The organism is Burkholderia sp. AU17457, assembly GCF_002223255.1.
Taxonomy (GTDB): domain Bacteria; phylum Pseudomonadota; class Gammaproteobacteria; order Burkholderiales; family Burkholderiaceae; genus Burkholderia; species Burkholderia sola.
Map to the genome: position 1 here is coordinate 1,498,413 of NZ_NKFB01000003.1, position 20,431 is coordinate 1,518,843.

28 protein-coding genes are annotated in these 20,431 nt (G+C 59.6%); all 28 read right to left on the minus strand.

All coding sequences use genetic code 11. The features are described from left to right. Positions 1 to 58 precede the first annotated feature (58 nt). Entirely contained in the window at positions 59 to 1,555 is a 1,497-nt protein-coding gene (locus CFB49_RS09575) for a phage tail sheath subtilisin-like domain-containing protein (RefSeq protein WP_089491223.1), read from the minus strand. After that, positions 1,552 to 1,809 carry a DUF2635 domain-containing protein gene (locus CFB49_RS09580; RefSeq protein WP_249190314.1) on the minus strand — a complete coding sequence of 86 codons (258 nt, stop codon included), beginning with the start codon at positions 1,807 to 1,809 and terminating at the stop codon, positions 1,552 to 1,554. Before CFB49_RS09580 ends, CFB49_RS09575 begins: the two co-directional genes overlap by 4 nt. Further along, positions 1,806 to 2,396 (minus strand): phage tail terminator protein, encoded by a 591-nt coding sequence (locus CFB49_RS09585; RefSeq protein WP_089491224.1) that lies wholly within the window; start codon positions 2,394 to 2,396, stop codon positions 1,806 to 1,808. Before CFB49_RS09585 ends, CFB49_RS09580 begins: the two co-directional genes overlap by 4 nt. A 53-nt stretch (positions 2,397 to 2,449) precedes the next feature. Then, positions 2,450 to 2,914 carry a hypothetical protein gene (locus CFB49_RS09590; protein WP_089491225.1) on the minus strand — a complete coding sequence of 155 codons (465 nt, stop codon included), beginning with the start codon at positions 2,912 to 2,914 and terminating at the stop codon, positions 2,450 to 2,452. Beyond that, positions 2,904 to 3,239 carry a phage head closure protein gene (locus CFB49_RS09595; RefSeq protein ID WP_089491226.1) on the minus strand — a complete coding sequence of 112 codons (336 nt, stop codon included), beginning with the start codon at positions 3,237 to 3,239 and terminating at the stop codon, positions 2,904 to 2,906. Before CFB49_RS09595 ends, CFB49_RS09590 begins: the two co-directional genes overlap by 11 nt. Continuing rightward, positions 3,239 to 3,802 carry a phage head-tail connector protein gene (locus CFB49_RS09600; protein ID WP_089491227.1) on the minus strand — a complete coding sequence of 188 codons (564 nt, stop codon included), beginning with the start codon at positions 3,800 to 3,802 and terminating at the stop codon, positions 3,239 to 3,241. Before CFB49_RS09600 ends, CFB49_RS09595 begins: the two co-directional genes overlap by 1 nt. A gap of 6 nt (positions 3,803 to 3,808) precedes the next feature. Further along, on the minus strand, positions 3,809 to 3,979 hold the full coding sequence (locus CFB49_RS36265; RefSeq protein ID WP_179234876.1) for a hypothetical protein: 171 nt from the start codon (positions 3,977 to 3,979) through the stop codon (positions 3,809 to 3,811). 59 nt (positions 3,980 to 4,038) lie between these two features. Continuing rightward, entirely contained in the window at positions 4,039 to 5,346 is a 1,308-nt protein-coding gene (locus tag CFB49_RS09605; RefSeq protein ID WP_089491228.1) for a phage major capsid protein, read from the minus strand. A 103-nt stretch (positions 5,347 to 5,449) separates the two neighbouring features. After that, the gene (locus CFB49_RS09610) at positions 5,450 to 6,418 is read right to left on the minus strand and encodes a S49 family peptidase (protein WP_089491229.1); all 969 of its coding nucleotides are present in this window, start codon (positions 6,416 to 6,418) and stop codon (positions 5,450 to 5,452) included. Continuing rightward, positions 6,415 to 7,674, minus strand: coding sequence for a phage portal protein (locus CFB49_RS09615; protein WP_089491230.1), 1,260 nt, complete (start codon positions 7,672 to 7,674; stop codon positions 6,415 to 6,417). The genes CFB49_RS09610 and CFB49_RS09615 overlap by 4 nt, the downstream gene beginning before the upstream one ends. Positions 7,675 to 7,678: 4 nt before the next feature. After that, the gene (locus tag CFB49_RS09620; RefSeq protein ID WP_089491231.1) at positions 7,679 to 7,864 is read right to left on the minus strand and encodes a hypothetical protein; all 186 of its coding nucleotides are present in this window, start codon (positions 7,862 to 7,864) and stop codon (positions 7,679 to 7,681) included. Next, positions 7,861 to 9,573, minus strand: coding sequence for a terminase large subunit (locus tag CFB49_RS09625; protein ID WP_089491457.1), 1,713 nt, complete (start codon positions 9,571 to 9,573; stop codon positions 7,861 to 7,863). Before CFB49_RS09625 ends, CFB49_RS09620 begins: the two co-directional genes overlap by 4 nt. A 9-nt stretch (positions 9,574 to 9,582) precedes the next feature. After that, positions 9,583 to 10,068, minus strand: a complete 486-nt coding sequence (locus CFB49_RS09630) for a phage terminase small subunit P27 family (RefSeq protein ID WP_059652952.1) — start codon at positions 10,066 to 10,068, stop codon at positions 9,583 to 9,585. 165 nt (positions 10,069 to 10,233) lie between these two features. Then, a complete protein-coding gene (locus tag CFB49_RS09635) occupies positions 10,234 to 10,590 on the minus strand; it encodes an HNH endonuclease (RefSeq protein ID WP_089491232.1) in 357 nt (118 codons plus the stop codon). Between the two features lie 147 nt (positions 10,591 to 10,737). Continuing rightward, positions 10,738 to 11,037 (minus strand): H-NS histone family protein, encoded by a 300-nt coding sequence (locus CFB49_RS09640; protein ID WP_059461408.1) that lies wholly within the window; start codon positions 11,035 to 11,037, stop codon positions 10,738 to 10,740. A 232-nt stretch (positions 11,038 to 11,269) separates the two neighbouring features. Beyond that, on the minus strand, positions 11,270 to 11,857 hold the full coding sequence (locus CFB49_RS36270) for a hypothetical protein (protein WP_179234877.1): 588 nt from the start codon (positions 11,855 to 11,857) through the stop codon (positions 11,270 to 11,272). Then, the gene (locus tag CFB49_RS09645) at positions 11,832 to 12,833 is read right to left on the minus strand and encodes a hypothetical protein (protein WP_089491458.1); all 1,002 of its coding nucleotides are present in this window, start codon (positions 12,831 to 12,833) and stop codon (positions 11,832 to 11,834) included. Before CFB49_RS09645 ends, CFB49_RS36270 begins: the two co-directional genes overlap by 26 nt. Further along, positions 12,808 to 15,519 carry a type VI secretion system Vgr family protein gene (locus tag CFB49_RS09650; protein ID WP_089491233.1) on the minus strand — a complete coding sequence of 904 codons (2,712 nt, stop codon included), beginning with the start codon at positions 15,517 to 15,519 and terminating at the stop codon, positions 12,808 to 12,810. Before CFB49_RS09650 ends, CFB49_RS09645 begins: the two co-directional genes overlap by 26 nt. 168 nt (positions 15,520 to 15,687) lie before the next feature. Continuing rightward, on the minus strand, positions 15,688 to 16,128 hold the full coding sequence (locus tag CFB49_RS09655) for a hypothetical protein (protein WP_249190313.1): 441 nt from the start codon (positions 16,126 to 16,128) through the stop codon (positions 15,688 to 15,690). A gap of 38 nt (positions 16,129 to 16,166) precedes the next feature. Continuing rightward, positions 16,167 to 16,415 carry a phage portal protein gene (locus tag CFB49_RS09660; protein WP_089491234.1) on the minus strand — a complete coding sequence of 83 codons (249 nt, stop codon included), beginning with the start codon at positions 16,413 to 16,415 and terminating at the stop codon, positions 16,167 to 16,169. Next, on the minus strand, positions 16,412 to 16,744 hold the full coding sequence (locus CFB49_RS09665) for a hypothetical protein (RefSeq protein ID WP_089491235.1): 333 nt from the start codon (positions 16,742 to 16,744) through the stop codon (positions 16,412 to 16,414). Before CFB49_RS09665 ends, CFB49_RS09660 begins: the two co-directional genes overlap by 4 nt. 2 nt (positions 16,745 to 16,746) lie before the next feature. After that, positions 16,747 to 17,190 (minus strand): nuclease domain-containing protein, encoded by a 444-nt coding sequence (locus CFB49_RS09670; RefSeq protein WP_089491236.1) that lies wholly within the window; start codon positions 17,188 to 17,190, stop codon positions 16,747 to 16,749. Then, positions 17,187 to 17,519 (minus strand): hypothetical protein, encoded by a 333-nt coding sequence (locus CFB49_RS09675; RefSeq protein ID WP_143329270.1) that lies wholly within the window; start codon positions 17,517 to 17,519, stop codon positions 17,187 to 17,189. The genes CFB49_RS09670 and CFB49_RS09675 overlap by 4 nt, the downstream gene beginning before the upstream one ends. Next, positions 17,519 to 18,082, minus strand: a complete 564-nt coding sequence (locus CFB49_RS09680; protein WP_059461339.1) for a hypothetical protein — start codon at positions 18,080 to 18,082, stop codon at positions 17,519 to 17,521. Before CFB49_RS09680 ends, CFB49_RS09675 begins: the two co-directional genes overlap by 1 nt. After that, positions 18,079 to 19,086, minus strand: a complete 1,008-nt coding sequence (locus CFB49_RS09685) for a helix-turn-helix domain-containing protein (protein WP_089491238.1) — start codon at positions 19,084 to 19,086, stop codon at positions 18,079 to 18,081. The genes CFB49_RS09680 and CFB49_RS09685 overlap by 4 nt, the downstream gene beginning before the upstream one ends. Beyond that, on the minus strand, positions 19,083 to 19,937 hold the full coding sequence (locus CFB49_RS09690; protein ID WP_089491239.1) for a ParB/RepB/Spo0J family partition protein: 855 nt from the start codon (positions 19,935 to 19,937) through the stop codon (positions 19,083 to 19,085). Before CFB49_RS09690 ends, CFB49_RS09685 begins: the two co-directional genes overlap by 4 nt. A gap of 20 nt (positions 19,938 to 19,957) precedes the next feature. Continuing rightward, positions 19,958 to 20,125: a hypothetical protein gene (locus CFB49_RS36745; protein ID WP_249190311.1), complete on the minus strand. Its 168-nt coding sequence runs from the start codon at positions 20,123 to 20,125 to the stop codon at positions 19,958 to 19,960. 130 nt (positions 20,126 to 20,255) lie between these two features. Further along, the gene (locus CFB49_RS36275) at positions 20,256 to 20,429 is read right to left on the minus strand and encodes a hypothetical protein (RefSeq protein ID WP_179234851.1); all 174 of its coding nucleotides are present in this window, start codon (positions 20,427 to 20,429) and stop codon (positions 20,256 to 20,258) included. Positions 20,430 to 20,431: the final 2 nt, after the last annotated feature.

Consider the following 20,431-nt stretch of genomic DNA (forward strand, 5'->3'; position numbering starts at 1 on the left):
GAAATGACAGCGGCCCGCACGATGGCGGGCCGCTCGGTTTGCACTATCGTCGACGCCGTCAGGCCGCCGCCGCTTCCGGGTACTGCAGCCGGAATTGGTTCAACAGCCCGAAGATGCGTAGCTGGTTGATGTAGTCCGGCGGGAACAGCACATCGACCCGATTCGGGTTCGTCTTGTTGATCTCGACGATCAGGTATTGCGCGAACAGGTCGGCGTTTTCCACGATGCCGGCCAGCTCCAGTTCGTCATATGCGGCGATCAGCTCCGCACGGATGATCTTCGGCGTCACGATCGCGGCGCCCGGTCCGAATTTGGTTCCGTCGACGGCCAGCTTGTGCCGACCGTACTTGCTCGTAATCCGCTGGCGCAGGAACCGCATCACGTACCCGGTCGTGTGCAGCGTCTCCGAGTCGAGATAGCTGTTGTCAGACTGCCCGTACGCGTTGCGCTGGTACGTCGTCACAGCGCGCTCGATTCGCACCGATCCGTCCGCGGAGTTCGTTGTCGCGATACCGCTCGTCAGCAACGACTGGCGCTCGTTCAGGATGAACCGCTTTCCCGGCCGAGCAGCGCTGATCCCGACAAGCAGCCCCGTTTGCGTCGGCCGCGCCGGATCGGCCGAAATGAAGACAGCTTGCCGCGCACCGAACGCCGCGGCCTGCTCCCACGACGGGCGTGGCGAATCGGGTTCGAAACCATTGATCGTCATGTGCTGATCGTTGCGCACGCGGCCCGCAGCGACCAGTTGGCCCGGCGTGCCGCGGCGCGCCGAGTAGACATGCCCGTACAACATCGACGACCACGCCCAGCGCCCCGAGACGTCGTTCATCCATTCGGCGAATGCATCCAGCGACGTCGGATCCGTCCACGGCTGGCAGACGAATTCAAATTCCTCGTCGCCCACGACCGCCAGGACGTCAGCCAGTTCGGGCGAGCCCGCACCGCCGGTCATCGGCGTCGCCGTCGCATTCAGCCCCGCCGGCAAACGCTCGTTAGCGGCAAGGCCGCCGCGGTTGAATTCGACCGCGATGTCGTTGCCCGTGTCGCCCTTCCACTTGCACGTCAGTTCCAGTTTGACGCCCGCAATGGCTGCGCGCACCGGCATGTTGGCGGTACCGTTCACGGCAGCAACAAGCTGCAGCATGACATCAGCCGCAACCGCCCCGCTCGCGACGGTCACGCGCACGCGTCGACCCGCGACGTAAAGCGACAGCAGACCGGTCTCGGTCGCCGTGCCGACCAGCTCGATCGTGCTCTTTGCCGCCACACCTTCCGCAACCTTGACCGCGATCCCCCACACTTCGCCAACCGGGTCGCCGCGGCGCCACATGTCGCTCATCGCAGCGAGCATCGAGCCTTCGCCGGCCAGTGCGATCGCATCGCTCGTGCGCGACAGCAACGTGAGCGCAGGCGCATCGACAACGGCATCATCGTTCGCCTGCCCGATGATCAGCCGTCGCAGCGTATTGCCGCCCGTGGCCGCCGCCGAGTTGTCGATTTCGGCATAGAACAGCGGAACCGCGAGATCCGCGGGAATGTTGTTGAAACTGATCATCCCTTACTCCCCTTGGTTGCCTTGCCCTGAGCGGTACCGGCCGGCTCTGCCTCCGCAACTTCGGCGGCGGCCGTCTCCGGCTTCGCGGCCACATCGCCCGATTCCACGATTTCAACCACATCGCCCGACTGCACGCAGCGACGCCAGTACACATTTCGCGGCACATCGCGGCCGTCGGCCGGCAGATCGTCACCGCGCAACGGGTCGCGAACGATTCGCCCGTCCGCGGGCTTCACGCACATCGTTTTTGTCATCGTTCATCCTTCAGCTCAACACGGAGCTCCATTTCGATCCGGCCGTCCGGGCCGGGCTTTTTCAGATTCGGGTCTGCCATGGGGTCGATGGCGTCGACGTGAATGTCGATGCCCTGCAAAGCAGGCAATTTATCCAGCATGTCCTCGTGCCAGGTCTCGGGATCGTCGCCACTACCGAGCGTCCAATTCGCCGAAAAACCGAACCGATAGAGAACGCGAAAACGGTCGGTCGATACGAGATCACATCCCGTGTATTCGATCGGTTCGTATCGCTTATCCGGCACCCAGCCGACCAACGCCCGCAACAGCGCGGCACGGACATCGTGCAGTTCGTCCGCCGCCGCTTGCCCGCGCTCGTTCCCTTGCTTCAGCGCGACGACGACGTCGAACTCGTCGGCGATTTCCTGCCTCATCCCGTTCTGTAATTGGTTCGGTTCCGGGTCGTCGCCGGTCATCACGACGAACGCAGCGGGCATTTCCAGCTTTGCGCTGTCCTCCAACGCACTCCAATCGATTCCTCCGGATACGCGGCGGGCGAACAAAGGACAGAAGTCGCGCAGATGCGCGATAGTCGGTGAAATTTTCATCGTGCAAAGTAAAAAGACCCGCGATTTGCGGGCCTTCGATTACGTGTCGCGTACTACCGGATTTCCAACGCGGACGCCAACGCTGCGGTGAGAATCGCCCGCACTTCAGGAGACTTGTCCGTGAGTGCGTCCACCATATAATTCGCACGCGGCTTGATTCGATATCCACCACCAGAGTGCACGCGCTTCCCTTTACCATTACGCACGCCGCGCCGCACGCCATAGTGCAGATAGACGAAGTACGGTGCCTTCATTGCTTCGGTTTTCTTCGGTTCGACGCGAACCAGAAATCCTGACCGGCTAACCTTGAAGGCAATGCTGTCGCGCAAAGCGCCGCTCCGCACACGCGGATAGCCGTCTGCCCCGCGCGCGAGCGCTAGATTCATCTGCGCTTGCCCTGCCACAAGACGGCCAGCCTTCCGCATTGCTGCGCGTATCCGCCCTTTCTTGAAGTCGATTTTCCGGTCAAAGCCCTCAAACCCGTCAATGTGAAGCGCGATCTTCGCGTTATCTCCCATTCCCCAGTTCCTCCACTTCCAAAACCGTAAACCGACGCCCGCGCTTCACATCGCCGACACGTTTCACACGAAATACCTGCTCGCGATACACCACCTCGTAGTCGTTCGTGACGCCATCGAGGTATCTCAGGTATATCCGGTGAGTGACCTTTTCGTCGATCTGCACGCTGCCGCTGTATACGGCTGCGCCGACCGGCTCGATCTTCGCCCAGCGCAACTTTTGCTCCGGAAATTCGGACTCAAGCTCGGCATCGCGATAGGGATAGTCCCGGCGCCCGCGCAACCGCACCCGCCGATCAAGCTCACCGATTCGTGGAATGCGCATCAGAACCTCGGTGGAACCGTGATTGGAGTGAGAAGGGCATCCGCAAATCGGCTCGGCATAGCCACGACAGACTGCCCCAACGAGAAAAGTTCTCGATTTTCGTATGCCCATGCCACTGCAAGAAGCATCCACGAGCGAACCGATGGAAAGTGCTCGAGATCAATGCCTGCCCGATAAGTGAGCGTTGGCGCGCCGAACGTTGGCCAATGACCGCCTAACGGCGCAAGAAGCGTCTCGCGCCCGAGTTGAACTAGCTCGAATTCAGCTTCGCTTAGCGTCAAATGCTCACCGGATATCGAACGAACCGCAACCGCATCCATTGCGAAGACTTGTCCGACGGACAGTGGAATCTCGCCTTTTGGGAAAGATCCAAGCCGCTCGACGTAGCGCGCCTTCCGAATAGCAGCGCCTGACTTGCTCTCGGCCGCCTGACGCGCACCGGGAATCACCACTTGTTCGATGAACGCTCGCTCATTGTCATCATCGATTCGGCACTGCGAGGCGATGTCCTCGAAAGTAAGCGGCTCCGTGTCGTCCAGGTACTCGACGAGAACTGCGGCCATCTTGTATTACCCCTTCGCTGCGGCAGGCTTCGACGGCACTTTCGTCTCCTTCAGATCGGGTTCGCGCGCCTGTGCAATCCCCGCGTCGATGAGCCGATCCGCGTACTCGTCCTCGAACCCGGCAACATCACCGGGCGTGTACTGCGCATAATGCCGCTTGAACTTGACCACCTTCATGCTCTTCTCCGAAATACGAACCGCCCACGATCGGGCGATCCGCACGGTTATAGATTCGCTTACGCGCCCCAAGTCACCCCTGCCAGCACGGAAATCGACTCGACGTGACGCGGGCCGAAGTCGTTCTTCGCGATCACGCGGATCAGCGTCTGGTCACGCTGGAAGGCGCTGATCATGTTGCCGTCGGCGTCCTTGTAGGTCGCCTCCTTGCTGTAGTCGATTTCGAGCGTTTCTTCCTCGCCAATGAACACGTCGCCGAAGTCGGTGAAGTAGATTTCCGACTCCTTGCCGGCGTCACCGAGATTGATCGGCACCTGCGTCGTCTTGCCGACCGGGTAGCCTTTGAGCATGCCGTTGGCGAGTTCCGGATAGACCTTGTTGCCGTTCCCGTCGCGCAAGCCTTCGAGGAAGCGAAACGTGCGCGGAGCCATGATCCAGCCCGGCTCCGTCAGATTGGCGTCTGCGTTCTCAAGCGCGAGAATGGCTTTGCCGAGATCCGTTTCGATCTTCTGCAACGTCGAGCCGTCGCTCGCCGTGATGACGTTGCCAGGAAGCGCCCAGAAGCGCAGGCCCTTCGGGGTGTTCGCCGTGCCATCGTCGCGGATGAATGCCTTGTCTTCGCGTGCACCGATCGCAGAGGTGAGGTCGCCGACGACGATCTGATCGACGTTCGGATTCACGCCGGCGTACTTGATCAGATCGTTCGCGATCGGCACCAGCGCGGCCATCTTCTTCGCCGTGAGCTTAAGATCGTCGAACTGTTGTTGCGTCGTCGGGATGTCGGTGTCTGCGCCGATGTAGCCGACGATGGCGCCGCCCTTCAGGCGCGGGATGGTGATGTTGCCGTTCGAGAGCGGCAGCGTACGTGCGCCGAGCTTCCGGACAACGGATTTCGGGCGCAGCAGTTCGATGACCTCGCTCGACAGGTTCTCGGGCACCAAGACACCGCCCGCGCCCGGCGAAAGGGTGTTCAGAGACATGGCGACGTCCTCGCCGAAGCCGCGCTCGATTGCAATCTTCGACGCGAGTTGCGCGTCGCCGCGCGCCGCCGCGAGCGCGCGAACCATGCGCGCCATCTTCGCGCCCTTGATTTCCGGGGCCTTCGGCTGCGCGGGCACGGACGCCGCAGCCGGCGCAGTGACTGCTGCCGGCGTCGGATCGACCGGCACCGCGGCGGCGGCGGCCATGCGCTCCGCGGCTTCTGCGCGCTCGATTTGCGCAGTCAGATCGTTGAACTTCGAACTGAGCTGTTCGAATTCAGCCTGCTGTTCGACCGACAAGGCGGTGCCGCCCAACTCGATCTGGGCCAGCGCCTGAACACGCTGATTGATGGCAGCGCGTTCGCGGCGGAGTTCATTGATGTTCACTTACCCTTCTCCTAAAAAAATGCCACCCGAAGGTGGCCGTACTCAACTGAGACGCGAACGCGCTCTGATGATGAGCGTGAAAAATCCGATTTTTTGCAGTTGGTTACAGCATGGATTGCATATTCATTGCCGCCGCACGGGCCGACACGCTACGTCGGGCGTTCCCGCTCTGGCGCTCCGCTCGTGATGCGCGCACTTCCGCAGCAATCCGGTTGATCGCTGCCTGCGGCGTTTCGATGCTGTCGGCCAGCCCGGCGTCGACGCCTTGCTGCCCGAAGAAGATGCCCGCCTGCGTGTCCTTCACCGCCTGCGTGCTCAAGCCACGGAAGTTCGCGATCGCGTCGACAAACTGCTTGTAGCTGTTTTGCACCATGCTGGTAAGGAACGATAGCGACTGGTCGCTCAGCGGCTCATGCGGCGTCAGGTCGTTCTTGTGATCGCCGGCAAACACCGACGTCACCTTGATTCCCTGCTGTTCGTCACGCTGCGAGACGTCGAGATGGTTGGCTATCACGCCAATGGACCCAACACCCGATGTGCGGCTGACGATCACCTTCGACGCCGCGGCAGCGATGAGATAGCCACCCGAGAAGGCCGAGAAGTTGACGATCGCCGTGATCGGCTTGACCAGCGATGCAGCGCGAATGTCGTCAGCCAGTTCGAACGCACCGGTCGCACTGCCACCGTTGCTGTCGATGTCGAGAACGATATGTTCGACGGCCGGATCCCCAACCGCCTGATTCACGGCAGTGCGCAAATCCTCGTAGCTGGTCATCGGCTCGCATGGATTCATGTGCGCCGAGCGCGACACCAGGATTCCCGATACAGGAATGATGTCCATTCCTGTATCTGCTATCAGGGCACGACGACGCTCGGACGCCGCGGCCATCTGCGCGCTGCCGTCGTAGTCGTCGTCCTCCATGATCTTCGGCTGCACACCGTTCACGGTCAGATTGACGATATTCAGGTTGAGCGCCTGGTTCGCCCACTGCACCGCGAGCGACATCATCGGGTCCGTGACGAGCTGCGGCTGGTTGAAAATCAGACTTGCAAGTCTGAGGTGCGGTCTCACGATAGGATCCTCTCAATTTCGCCGATTTGTGCTTTCGTCGGCTCAGTCTTCCCGGCAGTTACTTGCTGTGGCTTCGACGCGTCGACCATGTTCATCGGACTCAGGTAGATGTCGCCACCCGTGACCGGCGGCATGTTCTCGAGCCGCCGGATGTCGTTGATCGAAAGCCAGCCCCACTGGCGCCCGACCGCATAAGCGGCGTATCGCGAGGCCTGATCGCCTCGCAGCAGCCCCGAAAGGTTGTATTCGATGAAGTATTGCTTTCGTTCGGATGGCAGCAGCAGATCGCGCGTCTTCGCCTGTTCGTGCCGCTTGACCCACGGCAACAACGTATAGATGACGAACTGAAGCGATTGATGCTCGATGTTGCTGAACGTGGCCCGCTCCAGCTCGTTCACCATGTGAGCCGGGATCTTGTAGATTCGAGCGATGTCGAGCGCCGAGAGACGCAGCGCATCAATCAGCGCTGCGTCAACGTTCGTCATCGACAACGGTCTGAACGTCATGCCCTCCTGCAACAACGCGACTTTCTTCGCGTTGCCTGACCCACCGAATTTTGCGTTCCAGCCGTCCGTGATTCGATCCACGCTGGCCTGATCCTTAAGCGCTGGACTCTCCTTGGGCCGCTCAATCACGCCCGACAGCGTGGTGCCGTTCATGAACGACTTGCCGGCGTACTGCTGGATCGCCTGCGCGTGCCCAATCGCGTTCGCATGCAGCAGAACAGGTGACAGGCCCGTGTAGCCGTTGATTGACATCCAGCGAACGTGATGCACCAGCCGCTTCGGCATCGGCTCGGCCCCGTTGACCCGATAGACCGGCATGAGGTCCGAGCCCTTCATGACAGTCACTGCCTCATTATCGAGCGGATACAAGCCCCGAATGACCCCGTCCTGATCGCGATCGATGAAGCTGTAGCTGTTGCCGCGAAGGCCTGCAGCAACCTGCGACTGCTCCTGATACTCAAACGGGGTCTGCCACGGGTTGGGCTCGTACTTCAGGATCGAATACAGAGGGTGATCCGTTGCCGGCTTCCGGTCGTCACCGGCGCGCTCGTACAACTCGATCGGCAACTGCGCGATGCTCTCCGAAAGCAGCGTTATGCAGTTTTGCAAGACCGTCAGCGCCAGTGCGCTTGCCGGAGTCACGACCTGACCGGAATCCGATCGCGCGCTGCCTAATAGCGCCGACACCCATCCACCGCCGTCCATTTGCGTCCGACCCGCGTTGGACAGCAATTGCCTACTGAAGAACATTGGGCTACTCCTTCGGCTGCACGACTCGCTCTGCACGAGCCGCTGCCATATCCGCCAAGAGCGCCCACAACAGAAGCAGGACACCCGCTACAATCAGCCCAATCGGCAGGCTGATCAGCACCACACCCGCGACCAGTAGCGCAAACCCGAGCAGGCCGGCCACCCAGGCCGCAATAGCAATTGATTTCAAACACCCACTCCTTGATCGTAGATCGACTCGGAATCGACACGATCGGCTAGCATTGCGCGCCCCATCGCCATAATGAGCGCCACGGCGCCGTCGATCTTGTTGTCGTTTCCCTGCTTGATCGGTCTCACCACATCGTCGTTGCCTGGCAGGTTCTTGCCGATGACGTTGCTGACACACCAGGTCATGATCGGATTACCGTCGTGGTGGAATCGGCCTGCGGTAATGGCCGCCTCGAGCTCCTTCATTGGGTCGGACATGTTCGTGTAGTTCTGCACGATCGTGACCGGCGTCAGCCCTTCGTCTTCGAGCTGATGCGAGAGGTTCGTCGCGCCGTGCGGGTCCAGCGGCGTGCATTGCACCGGGCATATCCGGTTCGCGTCCTTTGCCTCTTCGAGAATGTCGCGATAGTCAATCTCCGCGCCGTCCGTCTCGAGCAGGAAGCCCTGATTGACCCACGCCTGATACCGCTCCGCCGTACGACGGTTCTCGGTATTACGCACCGTGTCCTCGGGCACCCAGAACCTCGGCGCAACGCAGAAGTAATGCCGCCTCCCGTCGATGTCGCGCCAGAAGAGGCGAGCCATGCTGTTCAGGTCGAGCTTGCGCGCCATATCGAGGGCGAGCACGCTGTCTTGCCCCTCGAATTGTTCAAGCGTCAGCGATCGGTCCTCGCACGCCTTCCAGTCTTCGAGGTTGAAATAGCCTGTCTTGGCCGATGTCCACACGTTCAAGTGCTTCGTCTTGAACGTATTCGTGAAGCGTGCCGACTTGATCGCGCGTTGCTGCTGGCTCTCCAGATACTCCTGATAGACCGATATTCCGATATTCGGATTCGCCTTCGCCAGAACGCGCGGATCGGTCCAATCGTCCCCTTCGTCGATCGTCCAGATCCACCCGAAAAGCTCGTCGTCGGGAACCGTCCCTTCGAGCATTTCGATCACCTGCCGGCGCTTGTCGAAGCACGGTCCTTCGATGTTCGCGCCTGCCGTCGTGATAATGAACATGAGCGGCTGTCGACGGGCGCCCATGCCAGTCAGCATCGTTTCGTACAGTGCGGCACTGTCATGCTCGTGGTACTCGTCCACGATCGCGCACGAAGGCGATGCGCCATCGCCGGGGTTGCCGATGATTGGTTCGAATCGACTTCCGTCGGCCGGCTTATTCATGTTCGAGGCATTGACCTCAATTCCGGCCGAATCGATGAGCATCGGCGAGCGCTTGACCATCAACTGCGCTGGCCGAAAGACTTCCCATGCCTGCTTTTCAGACGTCGCGCCGGAATAAACCTCCGCCCCAAACTCATCATCAAGCACGAACATCCCGATACCGACGCCGGCCGCGATTACCGATTTGCCGTTCTTTCTGGGAACCTCCCAATAGCTTTCGCGGAACCGACGCTTGCCGGTGCGCTTATTGACCCAGCCGAAGGTCGCCATCAGGCCGAACTTCTGCCAAGGTTCCAGCGTTACCAATTGCCCCTTGAACGCCCACTCGCCTTTCGTGTGTGGTAGCAGTTCAATGAGCGTGAGCTTTCGCTCAGCGGCTTCCGGATCGAACTTCCAGCGGAAATCCTTCTTTCGGCTCGCCGCAAGGTCGTCAAGGTGGCGCTTGCAAGCAAGTTGCACATACCGGCAAGCGGGCCGCTTGCCACGAACGACTTCTCGCGCGAACTTGAGCCCCTGCTCTACGCGCGGGAAATTCGTCGCCATGTCTTCCAATCATTTGCCGAGCAGCTTCGCGAAAGGGTTATCTGGCGTTTTCGGCTTCGCGCCGACCAGGCGCTGCCGACTAGCCGGGTCGAGCCCCAGCATTGCGCCGAAGCTTGCCATTTGAGCCGCCGCCTCCTTGACAACGGTCGCGGCCGGATTCTTCATCGGACTGCCCTGTGAGCTGTCGACGACAGGGCCGTTGCGAGTCAATTCGTCCTGAGCAGTTCGCCAGTTGCCGTAGGCCGCACAGAAGATTTCGACAATGTGCAGGTCGGTCACTTGCAAGATTTTTTGCCCACAAAGCAGCGGAACAACGCGCTCCCACATGTCACGCGCCTCGCCGGCAATCCACTCCGGCGGCTCTATGTTCGTGACCAAGCCGAAATCCGGCTCGTCCTTATTCAGCGCGCGTTTGCCCGGGTTTCCCGCGGCGATTTTCCGTGCTGTCGGCTTGGGTTTCCTGCCCCGACCCGGCACTGATGCAATACCTCCCAACGGCCAACTCCTGATTTTTTAATTTCGCGGGCGTAAAAATTCGACGAGGCGGGCGGTCCCGGAGGCGGCATCTCCCAAACTTTTTTACCCCCCCTCCCTCCCCGCCGGCCCCGCCCCGACCACACCCCGCCCGGGACGCCCCGCCTCAGGTTTGCCATGCGCGCGTCACCGCAGTCGCTCCCGGGCCGTCTTCGCTGCGTGGCAACCGCTGCAGATCGCTTGCAGATTCTCGTCGCGATCAGTGCCGCCCTTTGCCTTCGGAACAACGTGATCGACAGATGTCCCCGATGTCACGCGTCCGGCTCGTAGGCACGGCTGACAAAGGCCATTGTCGCGGCGCAGAATGCGCAGCCTGATCCGTTCCCATGCACTTCCATATCCCCGAGCATGGCGATTACCGCGAACGGCATCAGGCTTCCACTTGACGGCCTCGTGCGCATGCTTGTCGCAGTGCGTTTTGCCGTCTGCAACGAGCGCACCGCATCCCCGGTGCTTACAGGGTTTCATCGGGCGTGTCGGCATAGACGTACCTTGCGGCAATTTTTTGCGCGTAAACGAACAAAGCCCGCGCGGCGAACCGGGCGGGCTTCATTTGGGCGCACCTCGCGCCCGACGTCGTCAATATAGCGAAACGCGGGCGGGTTTACAACCCCCAATTACTAAAAAGACTTACTCCTCGATCAGGAATCGATTCCGATTCTTGGCATCCTTGATCCAAGCCGGTGCACGGCCACGGCCCGACCATGTCGCGCCAGTCTTCGGATCGCGATATTTCGCCTCCGCCGCAGCTTTCTGTTGCTTTGCTGACTTGCCACGACGCACTCCGAAGATGTCCTTCTCGGTGATGCCGTACTCCGCGACCTTGGCACGAATGTCATCGATAATGGATTGCATCTCGGCCCGGCGCGCAGCCTCTGCTTTCTCGGCCAATGCCTCCGCTTGCGCTTTCAGTTCCTTGTAGGTTGCCATGCATTCCTCCAATTGTTGTGTCGTGCACATGATAGACGTTTTGACTTGAGCGAAGGAGCACGATGATATCCTGCATGTGTGGATTCCAATGGAAGCCTCGGTCACCAGCAGGAGACCGCACAACTTTCAGAGGTGCGACACTTGACCGCGAGTGAGCTCGTCGACCGGACCGAGCTACTCGGCACACTGCCGACAATGTCGCAGAAGTTTTGCACGCCTGCATCGACAAAAATTACTTCTTGCTTTCGACGAATGTACTGCCGTTGTAGCGATACTCACGGGTTGCAGGACCAGCATCGTCGATATTGGTCCATGCAATCTTGAAACCAGGGGGGCCGTCTAGCCATTCGATCGCAAGGTACGGTGAGCGATTGTTCACATCGGTATCGAGCGACACGCTATTCAAACAGCTTTGCACGGGCATCGCATACTTCGAGGCGGCGGCATTTCCCTTCATTTGGAGGACGTAGAGGGTACCTTCCTCTCCCGATCCGCAGAAGCCCATCGGATTGTTGCTGGACGACTGGTTCACAACAACCAATACGAACTCCTTCCCGTCGACGACCTTCGAGCTCGCCGATGGGAATCCAATACTCGATGCGGAAGCTACGGCGCGACGAAGTGCCGGCGGCAATTGCACCGTCGCTGAGCGATGGTGTCCAACATCGACCTCGACCAAGTGCTTACCGTCTTGTTGCATCTCACGGCCATTTGACAGCCGGATCGAATTAGGTGCTGCGGTCTCTGCGAACGCGCTTGCGGCAATCGAAAGCGCCGCTGCACACAACCACCACTTAGTTTCCGAGAATGTGATCGGCATAACAAATACCTGAATAGGTCCATCGATGGTCTTTGCCCTGACCAGCCTTCATCTTTTTGTACTCGTCCTTGTCGCGCTCATGCAACTCTGCTTCCGTCTTGCCCGCATTTGTGGGATCGGCGGGGTTCCAGCCGATATTGCCGGTCTGCGAGTCACATAGCATATCTTGACGCTCGAGCTGCTGCGTCTTCGCGTTCCACTGATAGTAACTGCCGCCGTTCCATCTTGTGAAGGTCTCGTGTTTCAACTGGTCCTCAGTATATGGATGCCCCTTGAAGCTGGAGATCGCATCCCTCTGTTTTTGCTGAAACAGCGACGTTCCCGCCTTCATGTTCTCTTTCCAGTTCCACACCTGCTCATACGTCGGCGAGGGATGGGTCATCTGAGTCATACCGAAACCTTTGTCGCCCGCGACCACCGGCTCGTTGTCGGTATCCCAAAAATTCTTGAAGTGGCTCTCTTGCTCTAGGATCAAGTCAAAGCCAATGGTGTTCGGAATCTGCTTTAGATACGCAAGCACGTCATCCTTCGACGGATTCTTACCAAGGACGAACACCGTCCGCCGGAATTCGGTGCTACCTGCCTTGACTTCGACAGACAGCTTCCCGCCAAGGATCTTGTCATTGAGCGTCGCTTCCCACGTCGTATCGTTACTCGTGAAAGAGCCCGTCTCCGAGAATGACCTGACCTTCTTACCACGCTTACCCGATTTTCGAAACGGACTAACCTGCGCGTCCCATACGATCGTCCACTTCCATTGATAAGGAGGCGGCTCGGTGGTCTTGATTTCGAACGTCACCGAAGGGAATTTGGCTGTTTCGTCGATGTAAAATTTGTCTCCCGTCGCAGGCCGTACCCATTCGCCAACGTCGTTCTGGATAACTGCTTTCGTCAGTGAATTTTGATCAGCATTGGTCGTCGACGCATGCCTCACATGGCGCTTTACAGTCTTACGCTTCTTGGTCTTCGTCGTCATCATCGACCTCCTTGTAGATCGTCAGAGATAGGGACTCCGGCTGTTCAGTGTAGATATGCTGCGTAAAACCATCGGCGTCGCTGTAGCCGGTCCACTTCTTCCCCGACTCGCTCTCAATTTCATAGCGCGTGTGTGGTAATACTGTCTCGCCGTCGTCCTCGACCAGATGGAACTGCTCATGATATCGGGGCGCGTCGCCGGCATGAGGTAGCCCAGGAAGCACGTAGCCTTGTGCCGTCGGCCCGTCCAGGCTGTGCGATGCTCCCTTGATATCAATCTTGCCTGGTGCATGGATCTGGATATCCCCATTTGCGATGCGGATGTAAGCGCCACCAGAAGTAAGGTAGATCTCTTGGTCGGCTGCAACCTCAACCTTCGCGGTTGTCGATTGGACTTTTACCGATTTCTGCGCGGTCAGTTCGATGTTGTCCGAATGCGCCTGGACCTCGACCTTCCCGCGGCCGGCAAACAACTTCATCCCTGCGCCCTGGACGAAGATGCTGAGCTTGTCAGCGATACTCGCGATCAGTGATTTTCCGACAGCGAGATGCGTGCTCTGACCGCTCACGATGTTAACGTGTTGGGCAGCAGACAGGTGTGCTGATTCGTTGCTCGAGAGCGCGATACCCGACGGGCTGCCAAACAGCATGATGGGCTCTTTGAAAACGTTCGCGGAACCAGTACCGCCGCCCGCTGTACGGCCACCAGACGCCGCACCCGTGGCGGCCTCTTGCGTCGCATCGGTCAGCTGTTTGAGAGCGTCATACCCTGCCTGCAGATCCTCGGCGTTATGAGCCTTGGTCGCGTCCGACAGTGACTCGATCAAGCTTTCTGCCCGCACTAACTGCTGTTGAGTTTCGCGGGCGTCGAGGGGCTGACTGCTGACCGTCTTCGGATACGTCGAAACATAGAGCCCACGGTTCGCTCGGACGGCACCGTAATTGTCCGTCCGTAAATCGAAGCCACTCCCCAGATAGTCACCACGAGCATTGCCCGCTTGATCGATCAGGTAACCCAAATGAAGTGCTGAGTTCGCTTGGCTGCTGAAAAGCTGCACCCTGTTTTGGCCAGTCGAGTCGTCCATTACCATCTGGTTGTATCCGGCTCCGGCGAACTCTTTCGACCGGTAACCTGATAGCAACCCATTCGTATGCCATTGAGGTTTCGTTGCACCGTTATACACGCGTGCCATTGCGATCGGACGGTCACAGTCTCCTCCGACGTAATCGATCAAGACTTCTTCGCCGACCCGCGGGAGGTGGACTGAGCCGTACCCGTTCCCAGTATCTGACTGCGCAACGCGCACCCAACACGATGCGCTTTCGTTACCTTCATTGACTCGATCCCAAATGAAGCGCACTTTGATGCGATTCAACTCGTCGGTGTAAACCTCTTCATTTTGCGGGCCGACCACAATTGCAGTCTCGAGATGCGTTGTCGGTTTCGTATGTTCAAACGGGCTCCTGAACGGAACGGTGGTCCGTTGGGCCTCGATCTCGACCTGATAAGCGCCCGTGGGTCCATCAAGAGCTACAGGCGCGGGCGTAGCTCCGTACATGTCTTCAATCCCCGATTCCTCAATCTGCTGATCGAGACTGTGAGGCATTCGTGCCGACGCACGCGTAACCGGCAGGTTGTTTCGGATAGTCCAACGCACCGCGATGACGGCAAATTCGCGCTGCTCACCGGAGTCGCCGTCATGCTCGGGATGCCCATTCAAGGTGAACCGCTTGCCAACGTCAGCAGCACGCCAGCCTCCGATGCCGAAAAAGCGCTTCGATCGAGATTCCCACTCCTCGAGACGCGTCTTAGACAGGGCATCTCCCCGCTCCTGTGCCATGAAAGTGTACGCACCGGTGTATTGATAGACTTCCGCCTGCTCAGGCAGATCGCCCTGATTCGGCATCGTCGGCAAGGACGTGCCCTTTGAGTTGAACACGCTCCCTGGGTTCTTGTAGTCGAACGTGCGAGTCGTGAGCGATGTGCTTTGGAGCGTGCGGCTACCGCTCCACTGAGTAAGTCCATCGGAAGCGATAGTTGTGCCGGCGCGAGTGAACGAGAGCGGCACCGCCTGGTCTAGCGCAGTCAGGCGATCGGTGATAACAAGCCGATGCGTCTTACCATCGCCATCGTGCTTCCAGTAGCCGTAAAGCCCTTCAGCCTCCAGAAGCCGGTGGACGAAGTTCCAATCCGTCTCATCCTGGCGGCAGAAAGATAGCGACGGCAATGACTTGGAAAGATGAAACTCGAAGAAGCCGCGTGCTTGCGGATGCGCATTAAAGATGTCGGTGATGATCGAATCGACAGACTTGTCTTGCCAGATTTTCTGGTCGCGACGAAATCGGAGGAAGTGCATCCAAGAGGCTACGGTGATCTGGTGGAACGTTAAACCACCATCGGCACCAAGGCGCCTCGCCGTGTGCACGTAGCCATTGTGTGGCGCATATGTCCCATCGCGCTGCTGGATCCACAACGTCACGGGCTGAGCTATGAGGTTCTTGAGCTCAATACTCGATGTTGTCGACACAACATCGACAACAAATTCGAAATGACGCCCGAGACGGGACTGACCGACCATCTGATGCGGAAGCAGCACATCATTGCCTAACGGCGTGTCAAGCTTAAGAAGGCGATCCTGCTGAATCAGACCGCCTCGTATTGCTCGAACCAAGTCATGCGTGTCCATCTGCACACCTTTCTTTTTTATTACGCAATCTTTCGAATTGGTAAGTTAATTCGACTCTCACTTGCGATTGTACAAAAGGCGTGGCGATACTCTCAAAACTTTGCCAAGTCGTATAGTCTTTATATGCAGGATGCCTACAGACACAGCGCAAATGGCGATGACAGCGCCTTATTCACTATTGGCCGCGCGCGCCTCCTTCAACAGACCACGCTCACTCACGTACGGATACAACATCGCCTTCGCAGCCTGATAGCTCGCATGAGCGTCCGACACATCGAGTCCGCGCGGATTGCTCCAGACTTTTGCGTCGCATGCCTCGTTCATCGCGCCAATTCGCTTCGCCTTCATGTGTCGCTGGATTGCTGCGCGCTCTTGCCACGTCAAAGCGTCAACGCACACGTCAACCTGTTCGGCCCGCTTCTTCGCCGCCTTCCGGTCGGCCTCCTCCGATCGCTCGTCGGCCGTCAACGTGCGTTCGTCTTCCGAGAAGCCACGACACGACGGATCGACGCGCCCATAACCAAGGCTCGGCACATAACCTGCCTGCCAGTCGTACCATTCGTCGAGCAGTTCTTCGATCTGGTTGCTTTCGTCGATCGTCATGTTCATCCTATTTTCGATTTGCTTGAGACACCGGTCGTTAGTCGTTACATGACGACCGTGAAGTTAATGCCGTAGTGCGTGAGCCAATCGCCGATCGCATGGCGCATCGTCCGGTTGCGGGGCCACGGAAACGCTATCTGCGTGCCATGTTCAGTCTCTGTGATCTCACCGCTGAATGGACATTCGTCGAAGGCGATGAGATCCGCTTGGGTTACTCCGTCACGATGGCGAATCGCGGACGTCAACAGCAGCTCGGGAACGTCGCTGTACAAAATGCATGCGGCGGCGCTCATGCCTCGTCTCTCAAATCGATTTCGAGTGCCCCGCTCGCAAGGAACTGCCCGAGTACGCGCGATTTCTTGTTGCGGTAGACGTAAGCCCTTGTCCGGAACACGCCCGGCTCGATCCAGCGCGGATCACTCTTCGCGATACGCGCCCGGTACATTTCCGGAATGAACGCGTCCACTTCGACGGCCGTGATCAGTTGCCGCTTGGCGGTCGCAATACGGGCGATGCGGAATACCGTCGCATCGATCTCGCGCGTGTGTTCGGAAAACACAATCCCGCCGCGCCCGCGACGTCTCGGAACGCTATACGTCCCGTCGGGAATCTCAACCCACATCCTCACTGGCAATTCGCCTCTCCCATCTTTCTGGCCCGAACCGGCGCCCATTCCTCAAATGCCCGATCCCACACGTCGAACTTGATCTGTTTCGGCGTGCCGACGCGGTTCTGGTCGATCCACGCGTGACACGCGCCGCAGCCGGGAACCGTGAATTCGTTTTTCGCCTTCATTGCCCCAGCCTTCCCGTGGCGCGACTGGTTCGAGTGACACGGCACCACGGTTTCGTCGATCGGGTTTCGCCTGCAAATGCCTGGCACCCGCAGGTAACACGGTTCGCCGCGGCAGGCCTCGAGGTATTTCAGGCCTTCTGCGACGGTCGGTCGTCTCGGGCCGCGCCTGTTCTTCACCTGCTGCGGGGCACGTCCCGGCAACGGCGAACTTTTCCGTGACCATGACCCTCGTGACATCGGCTTCGTGCGCGGCTTGAATCCTGAGCGCTTCATGCCGACGCTCGCCCAACGTCGACCATCGCTCGAATTGCCGGAATGACCGCGGCAATTCCAACCTCGAACGCGAAGTAGCGGCGCTTGTCGGCCGGCATCACCTCGATCGACGCAGGGAACGCCTTGCCAGTAAGATGCAACTCGTAACCCTTCTTGCCCCGCCGCCCGAGCCTGATATACCCGGTAGAAATCAGATGGTTCACAGTGCGCTTCATGCTGTCAGGCGTGGATCGCAGCTGCGATGAAAGTGCCCGCAACGTAATGCCGGGACTCTCTCCAAGACGCTCACAGATGCATCGTTGCGTGAAGCTCATCTTTCCGCCGCTCATCAGAATTCCTCCACCTGCCAACCACCACCGTCCCTTGCACGACCGGCCGTCACTGCCAGGAACCGGACTGGGTACTGGTCCGCAGCGACCTTCACCTTCACGCGCGCGTCGTCTTGCCAGTGGCCTTTGACTTCGTGCGCCTCGAGTTGGCCACTCGCGAGCATCACCGCGAAATCCGGCGTGTAGAAAGTGTTGTCCGCGAGACGGAACTTGATACCCTCGAATCGATACCAGGCGATCTCGCCAGCCTGCTTGCGCGCTTCAAGGTGATCGGCGTAACGCTGTTCCGTCTTGTTCATCTGGCCGCTCTTGAGCCGGCCCAGCGCCTGCATCCGCGTCTTCGCATCAGGCTGGCGATATGCCGGTGTCAGGACCGGTGCCGCATCGATTCCGTCACTGATTTCATCGAAACCGGCGTCGACGTGCGGCCGATTGCCAGTCGCATCGGAAACGGCCTTTTGTGCCGTAGTCATCTTGGTCCTCGAGTTGTCACGAACACGCGCCGTGCCGACCTTCCTCGTACCCGCGTCGACGCGCATCGGCCATGTGCTTCGTTTCGTCATGCCTCCACCTGTTGCGCGCCCTGATCTCGCGGAATGTCGTTGAAGTAGGCGTACAGCGCCTCATAGCGCTCTTCGCTTTCGCGGCTGACCGTGCTCAGCATGTCTTCCATCCATTCGCCCGGGCCGGCCGCCTTGAACACCTTCGCCTTGTACTGCTCGAAGACCTGATTCGGTTTCTCTTCAATGCCGAGCTGCTTGCCGAGCTTGCGAATGCCTGGCGCCGTCCTCCACCAGTCCGGAGCGATCGCGTTATCGGAGCCCGACGACGTCGCTGCCACATCGCCTTTCAGCGGGAATAGGCCCGTCCAGCCGCGCAGCACGGCTTCCTCGATGCACGCCTTCGGGTCCTGGCCCAGCGAACGCAGTTTCGTCAGCTTCCGGATCGACACAGTCGCCGCCGGGCGAGTCCATGGCGCGTCCTTGTGCTTCGCCTCGCGGTGTTCGCACCACATGTCCCAGTCCTCGAACGCCAGCCAGTCCGGCAGTTCGATCGACTGCAGCTCGCCGTGAGCCGCAACTTTGGGCGCACGCCGTGCGCCTTGGTGGTTCTCTGACGGTTCCTGTGGTGGTTCATGGTGAATCGGGTGCAACCCATTGCACCCTTTTGCGAAACCCGTTGCACCCTTTCCGTCACTCGTTGCACCCTTTTTGCTGCTCGTTGCACCGTTTCCGATGGGTGCATCCGTTGCACCCTTTGAACCAGCGGAAATGGGTGCAATCTCTGCACCGTTTATCCAGTCGGGATTGATGCGGTACTCGCAGGCGCGACCACGACCACCTCCCGCGTTGGCAACCAGAATCAACCATCCGCGTTCCACCATGCTCTTGAGCTGGTACTGCACGGCACGCACCGAGCGGCGCGTCTTTTCTGCGAGCCTTTCGATGCTCGGGAAGATGTGTTCCCCGTTGTCGTCGCAGAAGTCGGCCAGCTTCAGGGCAAGCAACAGTTCATGGTCTTCGCCCGGATACCGGTCCCACACCATTGTTTGGACCTTGATGCTCATGCAGCCCCGTCGATCGACATTTGCCGAGGATCCGCAGGCTCGGTAGTCGACGCCGCGGCATCGATCCCGAGCACCCACCGCAGCACGTCGGCACGCTCGCCTGTCGCCTTCTCGAGCTCCGCAGCGATCTGCTTGCGGGTGCGCATGCGCGGGGCCGCGCAGCCGATCAGCACAGCCTGCTGTGCCCGCGACTTCGCATGCCCTTCCTTGCCGTCGGCCGCCGCGATGACTGCCTGCACCTTCTGACGCTGCTGATCCGGCGTCAGCTTCGCGAGCTTCAGCGCGTTCGAGACGGTGATCTGGTCGGCCTCGAGCGCATCACGGACGGCAGCCGTGCAATCGAGCAACTTCAACTGCTGGCGGACCGTCGGCACCTCGACGCCGAACATGGTTGCGACGGTTTCCTCCGTGTGGCCGACGTCGAGCATGCGCGCCATCTTCTCGGCGCGGTTAATGGGCGAATCCTCTTTGCGGATCTCGTTCGTGCTAACCATCACGGCAGGGAACGACTTCCCACCGTCGTTGATAACCTTCTGCGGGATCGCCGGGATTGTGATCGGCGGCTCGCCGGCGGCGATCAACTGCCGATTGAGCTCACGTGCATTGATCACCCGCGTGCGGCCGTCGATGACCAGGTTCTTGCCGGTCTCCGGATCCTTGTAGAACAGCACCGGTTTACGCACTCCAATCGCACGGTAGTTCAACACCGTCTTCGGGTTCGGCTCTTGATGCACGCGCCGGTCGTACAGTGGGTGAGACGGGTCAACAACGAGCTCGAGGTCGTTCGGGTCCATCGCTAGCGCAGTTACCTTGCTCTGCGCGCCATATGCTTCAACGGAGCTTTTTGCCACGTTCCCTCCAGAAGAGAAATTCAGGCCGCCAGCGCATCGGGCGGCGGATTGCGATCCGCAAAATCAGGATCGCCGGGTGATCGGATTGAGCCGTCGGCTCGGTGCCAGCAGTACAGCGAGCCGCGCCGATGCCAGAACCAGTAACCGGCGCACGTGCACGCCATCAGGCGCGTGTTGCGCTTCTGCATCCAAGAGTCGATTCGGAAATCGCGCCGGCTGCAGACGTCGCATTGTGGCTGCCGTACGTACTCGTCCGGGCGCTTCTTCAGCACCCGGCGCGTCTCGCAGTTCCGGCAGCGGCAATGGAAGCGGGGCATTTCAGTGGCCGCACGGCACGGAGCCGTCGAGGGATTCGGACGCCCCACACGACAGGCACTTGCGCGGGTACTTCGGGTGTTGGCTGGCATCTCGCACGATGCGTTTCACCTCTTCCGGAATGGCCAGGCTCCGCTGACGCATTTCGGCCTGCCGGTCGATCTGATCGGTTTCCATAG